Raw genomic sequence first — 16,746 nt, 5'->3', positions numbered from 1 at the left:
TCCGCGCACCGTGCAGACGTACACACTGGGCTTCAAGATGGTCAAGGACGGAGACATTGACGCCGGGCCTGACGGCTAACGCAACGGCGTTGCACGTCGCGGGACACGGCCATCTAGTGCCGCATCAGGCAACGTTCGCCCTGTAGGGCATGGTGGTGTCGGTAGGCCGTGGTCAGTCGTTGCGGGCAAAGACGTGATGGGAAATCCGCTTCAATCTTCGAGATTGTGACCGCAAGGTCTGAGCCGGTTCGAGTCCGGTAGCCCGCGGCGGTGCGTCTTTGCTCTGGGTCGGTGCAACGGCGCGAGGTGTTTGTGCCCGGTATCTCGTAACCGGTCAGGCTGTGCCCGTGGCAGTGCGAGTACGGGTACGTGAGATCGATGATGACGAGGACCGGCGGCTGCTGCGGATCATCCGCAGGGGTACCGGGTCGGTGGTGACCTGGCGGCGGGCCCAGATGGTGCTGTTATCTGCGCAGGGCATGCCCGTGGAAGGGTGGCCGGCCGAAGACTTTCACCCTCCCGGAACGCCGGGAGATCAAGAGGATCGCCAAGTCCAGGCCGACCGAGCACGGCCTGCCGGTCTCGACCTGGAGCCTGGCCAAGCTGGCCGACTTCCTGGTCGTCGAGGGGGTGGTCGACGACATCAGCCACGAGGGCCTTCGCCTCCTGCTCCGCGAGGAGGGAGTCTCGTTTCAACGCATAAAGACCTGGAAGACCTCACGCGACCCGGACTGTGCGGCCAAGAAGGCCCGCGTGGAGCATCTCTACGCGATCGCCGACGGTGAGGTCGTACCCGAGGAAGGCGAGGCCGACGTCGTCCTCTGCCTGGACGAGTTCGGGCCGCTCAAACGTTCACAGCCGGGACAGGGATTGTGCCGGAGGGCTGCTATGCCACAAGGCGGTGCTGACCCTGCCGCAGCAGATCACGCTCCGTGGCACTTCCCCCACGGACCGCACCCGCGGCGCTGCCCTGACGTCACCCGATGCTTTGCTCAGAGTCGGCTGCCGCGTACTCCACGACGAGCGGGCTCGCCACCACGCATCGCACTCAGGCGACATGCGAGGAGCGGCAGCTCTCTACGACCGACTTGGCCATGACTGTCAAGGCTTTTTCGGACCTTATGACGTGCGAGCCCTGAATGCCTTCGAGGGCGTCGCACGATAGATCACCAGATCAGGTGCAAAACCTGACATCTAAACCCGATATGGCTCGCGCTCTCCCTCTGTAGGTCCGTATGCCGGCGGCCTGCTCGGATCCACGAACGGAGTTACTGACTTCGGCGTTTTAGGGTCAGTCAGGTCGAGTGGCCCGATGAACTCGCCGCAGCAGCTTGACACGTTGAGCGCCTGAGGTGTTTATCCTGCCGTACTCGGCGTGCCTCACGCGCTGGCCGAGTGGCTCACCATGCTCATCGTCACCCGCGAGGGTGACCGCCGTTGCAAGCTCCCGCCGGGAGCCCCCGCGCACTCATCGGGGATTGCAAGTAGAGGGTTCTCGCGCGGGACTCCCGTCAGAGACAGGACGGGCAGGTGCCTGACTGCTGACGCGTCGGCCCGTGCGCCTGGGTCGGCCGAGGACGACTCCGGCCAGGACCAGGACCAGTCCGCACAGTTGCTGAACGGTCAGCACCTCGGCGGCGACCGCTGTGCCGAGCAGCACGCCCGTGACGGGGTTGAGCAGTCCGATCAGGCCCACTGTCCCCGCAGGCAGGTGCCGCAGCCCCGTGAACCAGGCGGCGAAGGCCAGCGCGGTGGCGACCAGGGCCACGTAGCCGAAGGCGAGGACGGCTGGCGTGGAGAGCGCGGGGGGTGGACCCTCCACGACTGCCGCGGCCGGGAGCAGGAACAGGCTTCCGGCGGTGAGCTGCCAGGCGGTCGAGGCGAGCACGTCGGCGTCGGTGCTCCACCGTTTGGCCAGGATGTGGCCGAAGGACGACACCAACATGGCGGCGGCCGAGGCGAGGACTCCCGGCACGCTCACCCTTTCTGCCCCCGTGAGCAGCATGAGACACACTCCGGCGAGCCCGATCGCGGCGCCGGCCAGGTGGGCGGTCCGGGGCCGCTCGGATACCAGGGGCCAGGCTATGAGCATCATGGTCAGCGGGGACACCGCCATGACGGTCGAGGCGACGCTCGTCGGCAGCATCTGGGATGCGACGTAGACGAGGACGAAGAACACGCTCACGTTCAGCAGGCCGAGCATCGCGGATCGCCACCACCACGCGCCACGCGGCCGCTGCCTGCACAGGGCCAGCAGGATGAGGCCGGCTGGCAGCGCACGCAGAGCAGCTCCGTACAGCGGGCTGCCTGCGGGGAGGAACTCACGCGTGACGAAATAGTTGGTCCCCCATGCCACCGGTGCGACCGCGGTCAGTGCCACCCAACGCGCATTAGCTTCCACGGAAGGCAATATAGCTTCCAGGGAAGCTATATTGGTGTCCATGGAAGACCGGCACCCGTTGGACCGCGTAGCCCGCATTCAGGCCGACTGGCGCCGCGAACGGCCCGACCTCGACGTCACCCCACAGGGAGTGATCGGCCGGCTGCACCGCCTGGCAGACCAGCTCACCGAAGAACTCTGCCTTGTATACGGTCGCTACGGTCTCAGCGAGGGGGAGTTCGACGTCCTGTGCGCACTACGCCGCGCCGGCCAGCCCTACGAACGGGCACCTGGCGAGCTCGCCGCGCACACCATGGTCACCACCGGCGCGATGTCGAAGAGAATCGACCGCCTGGAGCGGGCCGGACTCGTCACCCGCCGCCGCTCCGACGACGACCAACGCGGCCGGATCGTCGCCCTCACCAAGCCCGGGCGCGAGCTGATCGACCGTGCGTTCACCGACCACATGCGCAACGAACGCCACTTGCTAGACCTGCTGCTCCCCGCTGAGGCCGAGATGCTCGAAACACTGCTCACGACCTGGCTCTCCCGCATGGAACATCCGCGCCTTCCCAGCGGCGAGTGACCCGCACCCCTTCCGGCCTGTGACCAGTACAAAGAGGTTCAGGCACAGCTCTTCAAGGGCCGGAGGGCTAGAGCCTGTCTCTTTGAGGCTTCTAGGGGCGCCATTCCTGGCGGTAGGCGGGGTGTTCGGCGTACGACTGCGCGAGGACGCGGATCGCATAGGTGAGGCCCTCTTTGCGGGAGTCTGCTGGGTCCATGGCGTTGTAGTCCCGTGCCAGCATTTCGATCAGATCGAGCATGGGCAGGTGGCTGTCGAGCAGGGCTTCGCCGCCGAAGGTGTGGGCTACGTAGGCGTAGGCATGGTTGTCCTCCTCGATACGTGCGCGGAGGAACTTCAGGAGGTCGACCATGCGCTCATCTTCGCGTGCCGACCTTCTCGTCTGGGCGCCGCGTGCCCGCCATCGTCTCCGTGGTCAACCGCTTGTCCAGATGAAGATGGCGGCGAGGTGGAGTGCGGCCTGATAGGCGAGGGCAAGTTTGTCGGTTCGCGCCAGGCCGCGCCATTGCTTGAGTCGGGCGATCCAGCGTTCGACAGTATTGCGCTCTTTGTATGCCTCGGCATCGAGGCCGGGCGGGCGGCCGCCAGCGCGGCCTCGCCGGAGGCGGTGTCCGATCTGGTCGGCGGGCTGCGGGATGACAGCCCGGATGCCGCGTCGTCGGAGATGCGAGCGGAAGGCGCGGGAGGAGTAGGCACGGTCCGCGAGGACTGCGGCCGGTCGGGTTCTCGGTCTCCCGAGTCCGGTTCGCGGAACCCTGATCCTGGCCATGACGGCCTCGAAAGCCGGTGCGTCACCGGCCTGACCATCGGTGACGTGCAGGGCCAACGGTCGTGCACGACTGTCGCTGGCGAGGTGGACTTTCGTGCTCAGACCACCGCGGGAGCGTCCGAGTGCGTGATCGTCAGGTTCTGAACGGCCACGCACCCCTTTATTTCTTGCTCCGGCAGCGTGCCGGTGGGCCCGGCAGACGGTTGAGTCCACTGACACTGTCCAGCCCACATCCGTCACTGGGGTCCGCTGCGGACAGAATCGCCGCGAGAAGTCGTTCCCAGGTGCCGTCAACGGCCCATCTGATCAGGCGTTTGTGCGCGGTCTGGAACGAACCGAGCTCGCTGGGCAGGTCTCGCCATGGCGAGCAGGTGCGGTATTTCCACGCGATCGCCTCCAGGGTCCGACGGTGGTCCGCCCACCGTCGCCCACGGACCGGATCGGCCGGCATCAACGGCTCGGTAGGCCCAGCCGTTGTCCGTGAGGACCCGTTCGATGCGGGTGATGCCGTGGGTGTGGAAGAAGGCGGCGGCGCGGGTGAGGAAGCCCGCGTGGGTCGCGACTTTTTCGTCCGGGTGTATCTCGCTGTAGGCGAGGCGGGAGTGGTCGTCGACCGCGGAGTGGATGTAGTCGAATTTCATGCCGCGGATCGGTCGGCCGGCGTCCCGCCCACGGACTTTGTGGCCTCCTCCGTCGGGGATCCGGCCGAGTTTCTTCACGTCGATGTGGATCAGTTCACCCGGGCGCTCGCGTTCGTAGCGGCGGATGGTCTGGCCGGTGGGCCGGTCGATCCAGGCGAGGCGGTGCAGGCCATGGCGGGCAAGGATCCGGTGCACGGTCGAGGAGGGCAGGCCCAGTACCGGGCCGATCCTTGCGGGGCCCAGTTTGCGTGCTCGCCGTAGTTCGCATACGCGTGCCTCGGTCGCGGCCGGGGTCCCGTGCGGGGGCGGCTGGAGCGGTCGTGCAGGCTGGCCTGGCCCTCGGTTCGACACCGTCGCATCCACTTGTGGGCGGTGGCCCGGGAGATGCCCATTTCGGCGGCGACGTTGGCCACCGACCGGCCGGATACGACACGTTCGACCAGCAGAAGCCTCCCGAAGACGGTCAGCCCTGATCGCAGTGACTTGGCTTGGCTGTCAGACCTGCCTGCCATAGTGCCGCTGTGGATGACGAGATCTTCTGGAACATGATCGAGAGTAGCCGGCGGCAGACTCAGGACCCGGACGAGCGCCTGGCCTGGCTGCGGGGGCAGCTGGCCCTTCGGCCCGAGTTGGACGCCGTGCGGTTCCAGATATCTCTGGATCGTGTCCTCGCCCCGACATTCACCTGGGACGTGTGGGCAGCCGCGGATCGAATCATGGGCTGGTGTTCCGACGACAGCTTCTTCTACTTCCGGCTGTGGCTGGTAGGGCTTGGCCGGGACATGTTCGAGCGGGTGGCCCGTGAACCGGACGCGCTGGCCGAGGCGCCGGAGGTTCAACGCCTTGCAGGGCGGTTCCCGAGGTCCTGGGCGGACCACGAGTGGCCCGAGTGGGAGGAACTGGACTATGTCGCGGGACAAGCGTTTGAGGACGTGACCGGCAAGACTCACGACGACTTTCACGACGTCATCGATGCCCAGAACTTCGAGGATCCCGAGCCGAAGGACCCGGCTGGTGAACGCTGGGACGTGAATCGCGGCGAGGAAACCGCGCGTCGCTTGCCACGACTCAACGCACTGTTTTCCCATCTCTGAGGCAAAGTGACGGGCTCACGGTGCACCTTGTCGCCGAGGAGGGTTGCGTGAGCACTGACCGCGTCGGTTCATGGTGAGCAATCCGGTCCCTGGTGGTCGGCGAGGGCGGTTACTTTCCGTTGTGCCACCTGATTTCATCCGGGGACCCCCAACAGCTGGGGTTATGACGACGGGGCGGTGGCGTGTCCCAGGAACGCTGTGGTGGTTGCCACGAACCGGTCGGCGTCGTCGAGCCACGGGTAGTGTCCGGCGCTGGGCTGGACGACGAGTTCGGCGTTCGGGAAGAGGTCCGCGAACTCGGCCATGGTGTGAGGAGGCGCTCCCAGGTCAGCTTCCCCGGCCAGGAGGAGGACGGGCGGGGTGAACTGGGCGAGCGCGGTGCGGGTGGTGTCCGGGGCGAAAGCGCCGTCGGCGCCGAAGGCAGCGACTATCTCCGGGTTCATCCGTTCGTCCCCGGCGGCCTGATGCGCCTGGGCCGCCTCGTCCCAGCGGCCGTAGGAGAAGGGTGCGATGGCCTGCCAGCTGTCGGCGGTGGCCTTGCCCGCCACGATCGCCTCCAGGGCTGCGAACGCCTCCGGGAACCACGGTTCGTCCCGGCGGAGTTGTGCGGTCTCCAGCCGGAGGTCTCCTGCGATCGTGAGACCCACGGCCCTGACGCTTGGCGTGATCAGCGCGAGCTTGCTGACCTTTTCCGGATGACGGCTCACGTAGAGCGCGGCCAGATTGGCGCCGGCGCAATGCGCGAGCAGGTCCATCTGGGCGAGGCCAAGGTGCTCGCGCAGGGCCTGTACGTCGTCGACGAGTCGGTCGCAGCGGTAGGAGGCGATGTCCTGTGGTGTCGCGGACTGGCCGGTGCCCCGGAGGTCCAGCCTGATCAACTGCCGGTGGGCGGAGAGGCCGCCGAGGTCGCCGAGGTAAGCGGAATCCGTCGGGCCTCCGGGCAGGCAGACCACCGGAGGGCCGTCTCCGAACACGTGGTAGGCGAGCTTGGTCCCGTCGTGCGCGGAGAAGGTAGGCATGGCCGGGACATTGTCAGCGGCGTTCGGATCGGACAACTGGGTTTCCATGACGTGCTCGTTGTGGAGTAGGTCAAGCAGTGCCTCGTGCTGGTTTGACCTGTGGGAACGCCAAAGGGGCTTGCCCGAGGGTATTCATCCAGCTCGTTGCGTTTCTGATGGGGGCGCCGCCGAGTCCGGTGCTCTCCGTGCCGCGTTCTCCTGGGCTTCGAGAAGCTCTTCACTGTGCTCGATTGCCCAGCGTCCGAGCGCCATCATGGGGCCCTCGACGAGGCTCTGCCCCAAACTTGTCAGGCTGTACTCGACGCGAGGTGGCGCTTCGGCATGTGCGTGGCGGTCGACCAGACCGCTGGAGAGCAACCGATGCAAGGCGTCGGTCAGGACCTTGTCGCTGATGCCGCCGATCGTGGCGCGCAACTCGCGGCGCCGGCGCGGGCCCGCGCGAAGAGCCGCCAGCACGACGGGATCCCAGGTGTGGGCGAAGAGATCGGTGGCCGCGCGCAGACGGCAGTCAGCGACCAACTCGTAGCAGTGGCCTTCGTGATCAGTCATCTCGTCGCCCATCATCGCGCGGTCGTTGCGCACCGATCGGTGCGTAACGCCTTCCCTAATGTGACTGCCCAACTGACTGCCACTTGAGAGGAAGCGATGATGCGCATCGGGATCCTGGGAACAGGGACGCTGGCGGCGGCCTTGGGCGAGGGCTGGTCACGCGCAGGGCATGAGGTGGCGATCGGCGGGCGGTCGCAGGTCAAGGCGGAGAAGCTTGCTGAGCGGTTGGGCCACGGAGTCCTCGCCGTCGCGCCGCGTGAGGCGGTCATCGGACGCGACGCGGTACTGCTCGCCGTGTCATGGGACGGCGTCGAGGACATGCTGGCACTGGTGGGCGCGTCCGACGGCTTGCTCGAGGGGACGCCGTTGATCGATCCCACGAATGCTGTCGCGCATGGTGTCGGCGTTCTGCTCACCGAGCACGGTGAGTCGATGGCGAGGCGGATCGCCGGGCTTGCTCCAGGAGCTCATGTCGTCAAGGCGTTCCATCTCTTTCCCGCTGGTCAGTGGACGAGCTCTCCCGGCGGTGGCCCCTCCAGCGTGACTGTGGTGATGTGCGGCGACGATTCTGCGGCACTGCATGTCGTCGGCGAGTTGGTGCGTGACGTCGGCGGGACGCCAGCGATTCTTGGGGCGCTGGATCGCGTCCGCCAGCTGGAGGAGGTGGCGGGCTTCGTCATCGGATTGGCGTTCGCAGGCTTCGACCCCAACTCCGCAGTGCCTCGCGTGCCCTCATCGCCGGTGATGGACTGACCCGCTGTCCGCATCAGACGGGGAGAGCCAGTCCAGACTCGCGGTCCGAGGGCAGTGGAGATCGCCACTGACCGTAGCCATTGTCAACCGGATCGCGGATTTGCTAATCCACTGCTAACGAACCACCTTCATTGCTAACGAAGTCGCGGATCCTGGAAACGGGGTGGTTGGGTCAGCGGTCGGTGGACAGGGCCAGGAGTTCGGCGAACAGGCAGCCGCCGTGGGCGAGTTCGTCGTACGTTCGTGTTCGGCGATCCGGCCGTGTACCAGCACGAGAACCCGGTCGGCGATCTTCGTGTTGACCAGCTGGTGGGTCACCACGATCGTGATCCGGCCTGCCGCGATGGTCCTGATCTCTTCGAGGATGGCGTGCTCGCCGCGGGCGTCCATCTGGCTGGTCGGCTCGTCCAGGATCAGCAGGCTTGACCTGCAGTACAGGGCGCGTGCGCAGGCCAGGCGCTGCCACTGCCCGCCGGACAGTTCCGTCCCGCCCCACAGCTCCCTCGCCAGCAGCGTGTCCAGACCTTCGGGCAGTTCCTCGACAGCCTCGCGTAGCCCGACCTCCGTCAGGGCCCGCCAGACCAGGTCATCGCCCAGTTCGCGGGGCTGGCCGAGAGTGACGTTGTCGCGGACGGACAGCGGCCACTGCGCGAAGTTCTGCGGCACAACCAGCAGCTCGTGGACGCCATCGCCCTCGTCAGCGACGACGAGATCCGAGGCGCCATACACTTCGCCTTCGAGCGACTCAAGATCGTCCTCGAACCAAGCGGCGCAACCGCCCTGGCCGCCCTCCTCGCCGGACACATCGCCAACCACCCCCGGCGGATCGGCATCATCTCCTCCGGAGAAACATCAACACCCAGCGATTCACCGACATCATCAACGGCTGACAAACGCGGTCCCAGCACATGAGCCCCAGCGGCCGCCCCTGCCGCCGGGGTGACACTCCACCCGGTCAGCGGCAGAGGGCTGACTGCGCACCCACGTCCAGGTCAATGCCTACGCCTCCTGGAGCGCGGCAGAGGGGTTCGGCACCCACTGGAACGATCACTACGTGATCGTCGTACGGGTCGAGGACGCCAAGCGCCGGCGGCTCTTCGGGCAGGCCCGGCGCGCGCCGATGCACGGTCACCTTTGCCGGCGAGAGCACCGGCGTGCTCTCAGCGACAGCCACTCGTCTGGTACTAGCGGTGCCTGCGGGCGCGGGCGATGGAAGGTTGAGAGGTACTGGTCCGCGGTGCCGTCATCGACATGTCCGACACGGGCACTCCTTGGACGGTGGCCGCCACCTGGCGCCAGCAGACCGCCTGCGATGTGGACGTCGTCGCGTTCGCGGTCGACGCACAGGAACAGGTAGCGGGCGACGAGGACTTCGTCTTCTACGGCGCCCCCGAGCACCCAGACGGCACCATACGGCTCGCCACGGACGGCCCGACGGAACAGGCCGTCACCGCCGACCTGGAGCGCCTGCCCCTGGAGATCCACCGGGTCGATATCGCCGCCGCGATCGACGGCGCCGCGACCTTCTCCGACGTCGGAGCCATCGAGATCACCGCCAGCTGCGGGATCGGCGTGGCACCGACCGCCCGAGCCACCCTCGACGCCGCCACCACCGAGCGCACCATGATCCTCGCCGAGATCTACCGCAGGGGAGAGAGCTGGCGGCTGCGCGCCGTCGGCCAGGGCTACGACCATGGCCTGGCCGACTTTGCTCGCGGCTACGGCGTTGACGTCGCCGAATGACCGACGAGCTCCCAACCGGCCAGCTGCTGCTCCGGCTGGTCGTGACGCTCGTTTGACGCTCTGGGCACCCGAGGACCCATCCAAAAGAGCCATAAACTGGCACTGACCTGCGATTATGGCAGGTGCCTCCCGTGGTGATCTGTTTCCGATGACCCACCACGTGGAGTGCGTTGCCATCCTTGAACCTGTCGCTAAGGGCTCCTGTTCCGCACGGTCACCAGCGGGAACGGGAGCGGGCCGCCGCATCGTGTGGTGCGGCGGCCCGGCTCTTCCTGCCGTGTACGGGATCTGCTGGAGAGCGAGCGGGGACGGACCCGGTTCAGGAGTTCGCCGCCCGCAGCGTCCGCGCTGCCACCTCCAGCCCTTCCAGCTGCCCCAGCTCCATGTCCTCGTGCTCGATGTTCACTGCCATGCCGGGGTCGACCTTCCGCAGGGCGTCGAGGAAGCCCTGCCAGAACGCCTCGTCGTGCCCTCGCCCGACCGCGACGAAGTCCCAACTCGACTCGGCGGGCCAGGCGTTGAGCGTCCAGTGGCCGCCGAGTCCGAGCGGGTCCTCGGTGACCCGGGTGAAGCGGTCGTCGAGGACGCCGTTGACCCGGCAGCGTTCGTTGATCCGCGTGTCCTTGGCCGCCGCGTGAAAGACCAGCGGGCCCAGGTCCTCGATGGCAGCCACCGGGTCGATGCCCTGCCAGAAGAGGTGGCTGGGGTCCATCTCGGCCCCGATGTGCGTCGCGCCGACCCGCTCGACCAGCCGCTTCAGGGTCGCGGGGTTGAACACCAGGTTGTGCGGGTGCATCTCGATGCACACCTTCACACCGTGCTCGGCCGCCAGTGCCTCGATCTCACGCCAGAAGGGGACGGCGACGGTGTCCCACTGGTACTCCAGGGAGTCCAGGTAGGCGCTGTGCCATGGGTTGACGTTCCACGCGGGCGTGGCGCCGCCCGGCTCGGCGGCGGGCAGGCCCGACATGGTGACGACACGGCGTACGCCGAGCAGCCCCGCCACCTCGATGGCGCGCCGCAGGTCGGCCGCGTGCTTCGGGCCGGCCACGGGATCCGGGTCCAGCGGATTGCCGTTGACGTTGAGGCCCGTGAGCTCGACTCCCGTTTCGGAGAAGACCTTCAGGTAGTCCTCCGGCGCCAGCGCCCCCGACAGCAGCTCCTCCACCGGCAGATGCGGCGTGGCCAGGAAACCACCCGCGTTGATCTCGGCGCCGGTCAGGCCGAGGGACTTGATGACCTCCAGTGCCTCCCGCAGCGGACGGTCGTGCAGGATCGCCGTGTAGATGCCGAGCTTCATGCGGCCAGTTCCTTTCGCATACGGTCGAGCATGAACGCCGAGGACTCGCGGGCGCGTTCCTCCCAGGCGAAGACACACGCGGTGGCGATTCCGTCGAAGTTCATCTCGCGCAGGGTGCCGAAGAGGACGTCCCAGTCCACCTCGCCCTGGCCGATGTCGAGGTGCTGGTGGATGCGGGCGGTCGTGCCGGGCGGGTTGAGGATGTAGCGCAGGCCGCTGGATCCCTTGTGGTTGAAGGAGTCCGCGATGTGCAGGTGCTGGAGTTTGTCGCCCGCGTACCGCAGCATCGCCGCGATGTCCGCCGTGGGGTCCGAGCCCGAGAGGTGGAAGGAATGCGGGGCGCAGTAGAGGTAGTTCACCCAGGGCTTGTTGATCGCCCGGATCAGGTCGACCGCGGGGGTGTTCTCCTCGCAGAAGTCGTCCGGGTGCGCCTCCAGGTTGAGCGCGATGCCCTCCCGCTCGAAGATCGGCAGCAGCTCCTCCATCGAGCGCCAGAACGCGGCCTCGCTCTCGGCGGCCCGCTCGGGGCGTCCGTTGAACTCCGAGTTCATCAGCGGACATCCGAGGTCCGCGGTGATCTCGATCATCCGCTTCCAGTACCGTACGGCGGTCTGCCGCTCGGTCTCGTCGGGTGAAGACCACTTGTAGAGGGGGAGCACCGAGGACAGTTGCACGCCGTGCGTACGAAGCGAGTTCTTCAGCTCCGCCACGCGCTCGTCGTCCGCCCGCGGATGCAGGAAGAAGGGCATGAAGTCGTCACGCGGCGACAACTCGATGTACTCGTAGCCGAGTTCGGCGACGGTGCGCACCATGTCGTCGATGGGCAGCGCACGGAACATGTATGGGTCGATGGCGATCTTCACGCGGCACCTCCATAGAAGGCGGGACGGGGCTTCATGTCGACGGTGACGACCGGACCGCCGGACTCCAGGGACTGGACGGCGGCGTTGGTGATGACGGTCGCGGCGTAGCCGTCCCACGCGGACGGTCCGCTCGGCTCCTGGCCGGCCGCGATGCCCCCGATCCACTCGCGGAACTCGGTGTCGAAGGCGTCCACGAAGCGGCCCTGCCAGTCCTGCAGGACCGCAGAGCCACTCACCCCTTCGGTGCGCACGGCGACCGCGGCCGGGTCGGGCAGCCGGACCAGGCCCTTCTCGCCGACGGTCTCGCATTGGATGTCGTATCCGTACTGGCAGTTGACGAAGACCTCGAGGTCGATACGGACACCGCTCGCGGTCTCGAAGAGCATGATCTGCGGGTCGCGCAGGTGCTCGTGCCGGTGGGCGGTGGGGCGCGGGGTGATCACTTGCGCGGAGATGATCTCGTCGTCGAGCAGCCAGCGGAGGACGTCGATCTCGTGGACCGCGGTGTCCTGCGCGGCCATCCGGGAGGTGTACGACTCGGGGACGGTCGGGTTGCGGTGCGCACAGTGCACGATCAGCGGGGCGCCGATGTTCCCGGCGGCGATCACCTCCTTCATCTGCCGGTAGCCCGCGTCGTAGCGGCGCATGAAGCCGACCTGGACGAGGCGGCGCCCGTGTGCGCGCTCGGCCTCGACGATCCGCAGACAGTCCTCGGGCGTCGTCGCCAGGGGCTTCTCGCAGAACACCGGCTTCCCGGCGGCGATCGTGCCCAGGACGTGCTCGGCATGGGTCGGGCCCCAGGACGTGACCAGCACCGCGTCGACGTCGGCCGCGGCGATCAGGTCGGCGCCGGAGGCGTGCACCCGGGCGCCGACCCGGGCCGCCGCCTCCTCGGCACGCGCGGCGTCGATGTCCGTGACCGCGGTGACCTCGGCGCCGGTGACGGTGTCGGTGAGCCGGCGGATGTGTTCCTGGCCGATCCACCCGGCGCCGATGACCCCTACGCGCACAGTCATGGGTTTTCCTTTCTACGGCCCCCGGGCCGTCGTTGGCCCGGGGGCATGGGGGTGTTCAGGAGAAGCGGGCCTTGAGTTCCGTCTCGAGGTTCTCGAGGGTGCGACCGCGCGTCTCGGGGACGTAGAGCTTCACGAAGGTGACCGCCATGAGCCCGAGGGCGACGAAGACGAAGAACGTGCTGGACACGCCGACCGCGTCGACCAGTACCGGGAAGACGAGCCCGATGGTGAAGTTGGTGATCCACAGGGCGAAGGCCGCGATGCCGAGGCCGAAGCCGCGCATCTTCAGCGGGAAGATCTCGGACAGCATCAGCCAGGTCACCGGGGAGATCGCGCCCTGCTGGAAAGCGAGGAACATGACCGTCATGGCGAGCACGGCGTAGGCGCGGCCGTCCCCGGCGGGCAGGGTGAGAGAGAAGACGGCGATCATCAACTGAGCGACGATGGTGCCGAGCTGACCGACCATCAGCATCGGCCGCCGGTTCACCTTCCGCAGCAGATAGATACCGACAAAGGTCGCGAGCACGGAGATCACACCGTTGGCGATGTTCGCCGTGAGCGCGCTGTCGGCGGCGAATCCGGCGTCCGTAAGGATCTGGGTGCCGTAGTACATGATCGTGTTCACGCCGGTGATCTGCATGACGATCGCGATGCCGATGCCGATCCCGACCAGCTTGCGGACCCACGGGACCTTCAGGTCGGACCAGCCGCCGAGCTTCGCCTTCTCGTCCTCCACAGCGAGCGCGGTGACCTCGCGCATCTCCGCCTCGGCGCGCTGCTGCGAACGGACCTGCTTCAGCACGTCCAGCGCCTCGGAGTAGCGCGCCTTGGAGGCCAGCCAGCGCGGGCTCTCCGGCATCACCAGCATGCCGAACCAGAGCGCCACGGCGGGCAGCGTCGAGACGACCAGCATCCAGCGCCAGATCCCGTTGCCGTCCCCGCCGACATTGGCTATGACCGCGTTGAAGGTGAAGGCGGCCAGCTGGCCGGAGACGATCATCAACTCGTTGCGGGTGACCAGCCCGCCGCGGCGCTCCGCGGGGGAGATCTCCGCGAGATAGACCGGCACGGTCACCGAGGCGCCGCCGACCGCGAGGCCGAGCACGAAGCGCGCGACGACCATGAACGTGGTGTTGGGAGCCAGGGTGCAGGCCAGCGCCCCGATGAAGAAGAGCACGGCGAGCAGCAGGATGTTGCGGCGGCGCCCGCGGGCGTCGGAGAGCCTGCCGCCGAAGAGCGAGCCGAAAGCCGCGCCGAGCAACAGCGAACTGGTGACCATGCCCTCGGTGAAGGGGGTCAGGCCCAGGTCGTCGGTCATGTACGGCAACGCGCCGTTGATGACGCCCGTGTCGTAACCGAAAAGGAGTCCACCGAAGGTGGCGATCACGGTGATGACCCGCAGGCGCCGGGAAACCGCCGGCGGTGCGTCGTCGATCAGCGTGGAGGGTGGTGCGGTGCGTGCCTGTGTCGCGTCGTCCCTGACGTCCATGGCCGCCTCCTACCGGTTGTTGCTGGGGCGTCGGGTTCCGGAGAGGCCGCAGCCGGCCAGGTGCTCACGCGTGCGTACGGCGATGGGGAGCGGCACGTCGGGAGCGCACGGGTACAGGTCCTGCTCGACGATCACGAACAACTCGGCGTCGAGTGTGGCGAGTTCGACCACGACGTCGGCCGGGTTCGGCACACCGGCCGGGGGCGACACGCACACCCCGCGTTTGACGGCCTCGCCGAAGGAGAGATCCTCGGCGGCGACCTGGGCCAGGACCGTCGGGTCCATCTGCTTGATGTGCACGTAGCCGACGCGCTCGCCGTACCGCCGGATCAGGTCGAGGTTGTCCCCGCCGCCGTACGCGACATGCCCGGTGTCCAGGCAGAGATTGGTGTAGCGGGCGTCGGACTCGTTGAGCAGCCGCTCGATCTCCGGCTGCGTCTGGATGTGGCTGTCGGCGTGCGGATGCACGACCAGCCGTACGTCGTACTCTTCGAGGAGCAGCTTCCCGAGCCGGTCGGCGTTCTTGCCGAAGCCGGCCCACTGAGCAGCCGTCAGTTCGGGGGACTCCGTGAAGTCGCCGGTCTTCTCGTCCCGGTACATGGGCGGGATGAGGACGAGATGGTGGGCGCCCGCGGCGGCGGTCAGAGTGGCGACCTGCCGGACGTGGGCGAGCATCTCGTCCCAGGCCTCCGGGCGGTGCAGCGCGCCGAACGCGGTGCCGCCGGAGACCTTCAGGCCGCGGACTGCCAGCTCCTCGGCGAGGACGGCAGGGTCGGTGGGAAGGTATCCGTACGGTCCGAGCTCCAGCCACTCGTAGCCGGCCTGTGCCAGCTCGTCGAGGAAGCGGCTGTACGTGACCTGCTGTTCGTCCTCGGGGAACCAGATGCCCCAGGAGTCGGGGGCGGAGCCGAGACATAGGTTGCCCGCGACGGTGCGGAGCGGGGATGGCGCCGTTGCCATGATCCAAGTCCTTCGGGATGTCGGGATGGGGGACGGGGGTGTTTCCTGACGTGGGGGCTCTCTGCGGGGGGTGTGCGGGTTCAGCTGGAGGTGGGGAAGTTGAACCCGGCGCTCACCTGCTGTGCGGGCTGCGGCCAGCGCGTGGTGACGACCTTCGGCCGGGTGTAGAAGCGGATGCCCTCGGGGCCGTGGATGGGGGAGTCGCCGATGAGGGAGTCCTTCCAGCCGCCGAAGGAGTAGTACGACATCGGCACGGGCACCGGCACGTTGACGCCGATCATGCCGACCTTGACGTTGCGCTGGAAGCGGCGCGCGGCCTCGCCGGAGGCGGTGAACAGGGCGGTTCCATTGCCGTAGGGGTTGGAGTTGATCAGGGCGATCGCCTCGTCCAGGGTGTCGACGCGGACGACGGCGAGGACCGGACCGAACAGCTCCTCCTGGTAGGAGTCCATTTCGGTCGTGACGTGGTCGAGGAGGGAGGGGCCGGTGAAGAAGCCGTCGGCGCACTCGGGGTGGTCGTCGATTTTCAGGCCGCGTCCGTCGACGACGACGGTGGCACCCTGGGTGGCGGCGGTGCCGACGGCGTCCTCGACGCGCTCCTGGGCGGTCCTGGTGATCAGCGGGCCCATCTCGGTGCCGGGGGCGTCGCCGGGGCCGACCTTCACCTCGCGGGCCTTGCGCTCCAGCACCTCGACCAGACCGTCGGCCGCCGCTCCGACCGCGACGGCCACCGACACGGCCATGCAGCGCTCGCCCGCCGAACCGTAGGCGCCCGCCGTGATGTGGTTGGCGGCGAACTCCAGGTCGGCGTCGGGCAGGACGACGGCATGGTTCTTGGCGCCGCCGAGCGCCTGGACGCGCTTGCCCCGCGAAGTCGCGGTCTCATGCACGTACTTGGCGATCGGGGTCGACCCGACGAAGGAGACCGCCTCGATACCGGAGTGACCGAGGATCGCGTCGACCGCCTCCTTGCCGCCGTGGACGACATTGAACACGCCGTCGGGGAGGCCCGCCTTCTTGTACAGCTCGGCCACGAAGTTGGCGGCCGAGGGGTCGCGCTCGCTGGGCTTCAGGATGAAGGTGTTGCCGGTGGCGATGGCGATCGGGTGCATCCAAAGGGGCACCATGGCGGGGAAGTTGAAGGGCGTGATGCCCGCGACGACTCCCAGCGGCTGGCGGAAGTCGTGCACGTCCACCCCGCGCGACACCTGGTCCGAGAAGGACCCCTTCAGCACGTCGCCGAGGCCGCAGGCGAACTCCACGACCTCCCGGCCGCGGGTGATCTCGCCGCGCGCGTCGTCGACGGTCTTGCCGTGCTCGGCGGAGATGATCCGGCCCAGCTCCTCCTCGTGCTCGACGAGCAGCTGCCGGAAGGCGAACATCACCTGGGTGCGCTGGGTGAGCGACGACTCGGACCAGGTCTCGAAGGCCTGGGCGGCCGCCGCGACGGCGGCGTCCACGTCGGCGCGTGAGGCGAGTGCGACCTGCGCCTGTTCCTGACCGGTGGCCGGGTTGAACACGGGCGCCGTCTCCGGGCCGGCGCCGGGGGCGGGGGAGCCGTTGATCCAGTGCTGGATGGTCTTCACG

General features: G+C 67.8%; 14 protein-coding genes and 7 pseudogenes. 8 read left to right on the top strand and 13 right to left on the bottom strand.

Annotation, left to right across the window (positions count from 1 at the left end; all coding sequences use genetic code 11):
- Positions 1–347 precede the first annotated feature (347 nt).
- Positions 348–846: pseudogene (locus tag AB0D57_RS33935) on the top strand (IS630 family transposase); the annotation flags it as partial.
- A 529-nt stretch (positions 847–1,375) separates the two neighbouring features.
- A pseudogene (locus tag AB0D57_RS33930) lies at positions 1,376–1,453 on the top strand (IS5/IS1182 family transposase); the annotation flags it as partial.
- A gap of 15 nt (positions 1,454–1,468) precedes the next feature.
- On the opposite strand, the gene AB0D57_RS33925 reads toward AB0D57_RS33930, so the two are convergent.
- Entirely contained in the window at positions 1,469–2,443 is a 975-nt protein-coding gene (locus AB0D57_RS33925) for an EamA family transporter (protein ID WP_362081959.1), read from the bottom strand.
- On the opposite strand from AB0D57_RS33925, the gene AB0D57_RS33920 reads away from it, so the two are divergent.
- Positions 2,442–2,966 carry a MarR family transcriptional regulator gene (locus AB0D57_RS33920; protein ID WP_362081956.1) on the top strand — a complete coding sequence of 175 codons (525 nt, stop codon included), beginning with the start codon at positions 2,442–2,444 and terminating at the stop codon, positions 2,964–2,966. The two genes, AB0D57_RS33925 and AB0D57_RS33920, sit on opposite strands and share 2 nt — an antisense overlap.
- 91 nt (positions 2,967–3,057) lie before the next feature.
- Here AB0D57_RS33920 and AB0D57_RS33915 read toward each other — a convergent pair whose 3' ends face one another.
- From AB0D57_RS33915 to AB0D57_RS33905, 3 genes and pseudogenes are all read right to left on the bottom strand, one after another.
- Complete coding sequence (locus AB0D57_RS33915; RefSeq protein ID WP_362081953.1) at positions 3,058–3,315, bottom strand: DUF6221 family protein; 258 nt, start codon at positions 3,313–3,315, stop codon at positions 3,058–3,060.
- 63 nt (positions 3,316–3,378) lie between these two features.
- Positions 3,379–4,183, bottom strand: a protein-coding gene (locus AB0D57_RS33910) for an IS5 family transposase (protein WP_362081950.1) whose coding sequence is annotated in 2 segments (ribosomal slippage) — positions 3,379–3,966 and positions 3,968–4,183 — 804 coding nt in all. Because the reading frame shifts where the segments join, the coding sequence is not laid out codon by codon here.
- A 4-nt stretch (positions 4,184–4,187) separates the two neighbouring features.
- Positions 4,188–4,885, bottom strand: a pseudogene (locus tag AB0D57_RS33905) (IS481 family transposase); the annotation flags it as partial.
- 9 nt (positions 4,886–4,894) lie between these two features.
- Here AB0D57_RS33905 and AB0D57_RS33900 point away from each other — a divergent pair.
- On the top strand, positions 4,895–5,467 hold the full coding sequence (locus tag AB0D57_RS33900) for a DUF4240 domain-containing protein (RefSeq protein ID WP_362081947.1): 573 nt from the start codon (positions 4,895–4,897) through the stop codon (positions 5,465–5,467).
- Positions 5,468–5,628: 161 nt separating this feature from the next.
- On the opposite strand, the gene AB0D57_RS33895 is transcribed toward AB0D57_RS33900, so the two are convergent.
- Complete coding sequence (locus AB0D57_RS33895) at positions 5,629–6,486, bottom strand: alpha/beta hydrolase (RefSeq protein WP_362081944.1); 858 nt, start codon at positions 6,484–6,486, stop codon at positions 5,629–5,631.
- A 132-nt stretch (positions 6,487–6,618) separates the two neighbouring features.
- A complete protein-coding gene (locus AB0D57_RS33890; protein WP_362081940.1) occupies positions 6,619–7,068 on the bottom strand; it encodes a helix-turn-helix domain-containing protein in 450 nt (149 codons plus the stop codon).
- 66 nt (positions 7,069–7,134) lie between these two features.
- Between AB0D57_RS33890 and AB0D57_RS33885 the strand changes: the two genes are divergently transcribed.
- Entirely contained in the window at positions 7,135–7,788 is a 654-nt protein-coding gene (locus AB0D57_RS33885; protein WP_362081937.1) for an NAD(P)-binding domain-containing protein, read from the top strand.
- 172 nt (positions 7,789–7,960) lie between these two features.
- On the opposite strand, the pseudogene AB0D57_RS33880 reads toward AB0D57_RS33885, so the two are convergent.
- Positions 7,961–8,457, bottom strand: a pseudogene (locus tag AB0D57_RS33880) (ABC transporter ATP-binding protein); the annotation flags it as partial.
- Here AB0D57_RS33880 and AB0D57_RS33875 point away from each other — a divergent pair.
- The 3 pseudogenes from AB0D57_RS33875 to AB0D57_RS33865 all read left to right on the top strand — a co-directional run.
- Positions 8,455–8,678, top strand: a pseudogene (locus tag AB0D57_RS33875) (pyridoxal-5'-phosphate-dependent protein); the annotation flags it as partial. The pseudogenes AB0D57_RS33880 and AB0D57_RS33875 overlap by 3 nt on opposite strands.
- Positions 8,679–8,764: 86 nt before the next feature.
- A pseudogene (locus tag AB0D57_RS33870) lies at positions 8,765–8,911 on the top strand (cupin domain-containing protein); the annotation flags it as partial.
- A 98-nt stretch (positions 8,912–9,009) separates the two neighbouring features.
- A pseudogene (locus AB0D57_RS33865) lies at positions 9,010–9,531 on the top strand (TerD family protein); the annotation flags it as partial.
- A 319-nt stretch (positions 9,532–9,850) separates the two neighbouring features.
- On the opposite strand, the gene AB0D57_RS33860 reads toward AB0D57_RS33865, so the two are convergent.
- From AB0D57_RS33860 to AB0D57_RS33835, 6 genes are all read right to left on the bottom strand, one after another.
- The gene (locus AB0D57_RS33860; RefSeq protein WP_362081934.1) at positions 9,851–10,831 is read right to left on the bottom strand and encodes a sugar phosphate isomerase/epimerase; all 981 of its coding nucleotides are present in this window, start codon (positions 10,829–10,831) and stop codon (positions 9,851–9,853) included.
- The gene (locus AB0D57_RS33855; RefSeq protein ID WP_362081931.1) at positions 10,828–11,694 is read right to left on the bottom strand and encodes a sugar phosphate isomerase/epimerase; all 867 of its coding nucleotides are present in this window, start codon (positions 11,692–11,694) and stop codon (positions 10,828–10,830) included. Before AB0D57_RS33855 ends, AB0D57_RS33860 begins: the two co-directional genes overlap by 4 nt.
- On the bottom strand, positions 11,691–12,710 hold the full coding sequence (locus AB0D57_RS33850; protein ID WP_362081928.1) for a Gfo/Idh/MocA family oxidoreductase: 1,020 nt from the start codon (positions 12,708–12,710) through the stop codon (positions 11,691–11,693). The genes AB0D57_RS33855 and AB0D57_RS33850 overlap by 4 nt, the downstream gene beginning before the upstream one ends.
- 55 nt (positions 12,711–12,765) lie before the next feature.
- On the bottom strand, positions 12,766–14,199 hold the full coding sequence (locus tag AB0D57_RS33845; protein WP_362081925.1) for a sugar porter family MFS transporter: 1,434 nt from the start codon (positions 14,197–14,199) through the stop codon (positions 12,766–12,768).
- Between the two features lie 9 nt (positions 14,200–14,208).
- Entirely contained in the window at positions 14,209–15,159 is a 951-nt protein-coding gene (locus AB0D57_RS33840) for a TIM barrel protein (protein ID WP_362081922.1), read from the bottom strand.
- A gap of 80 nt (positions 15,160–15,239) precedes the next feature.
- Positions 15,240–16,745, bottom strand: coding sequence for a CoA-acylating methylmalonate-semialdehyde dehydrogenase (locus AB0D57_RS33835; RefSeq protein WP_362081919.1), 1,506 nt, complete (start codon positions 16,743–16,745; stop codon positions 15,240–15,242).
- Position 16,746: the final 1 nt, after the last annotated feature.

This window comes from Streptomyces sp. NPDC048275 (assembly GCF_040652275.1).
GTDB lineage: Bacteria > Actinomycetota > Actinomycetes > Streptomycetales > Streptomycetaceae > Streptomyces.
This window is presented reverse-complemented; position numbering and strand designations above follow the sequence as displayed.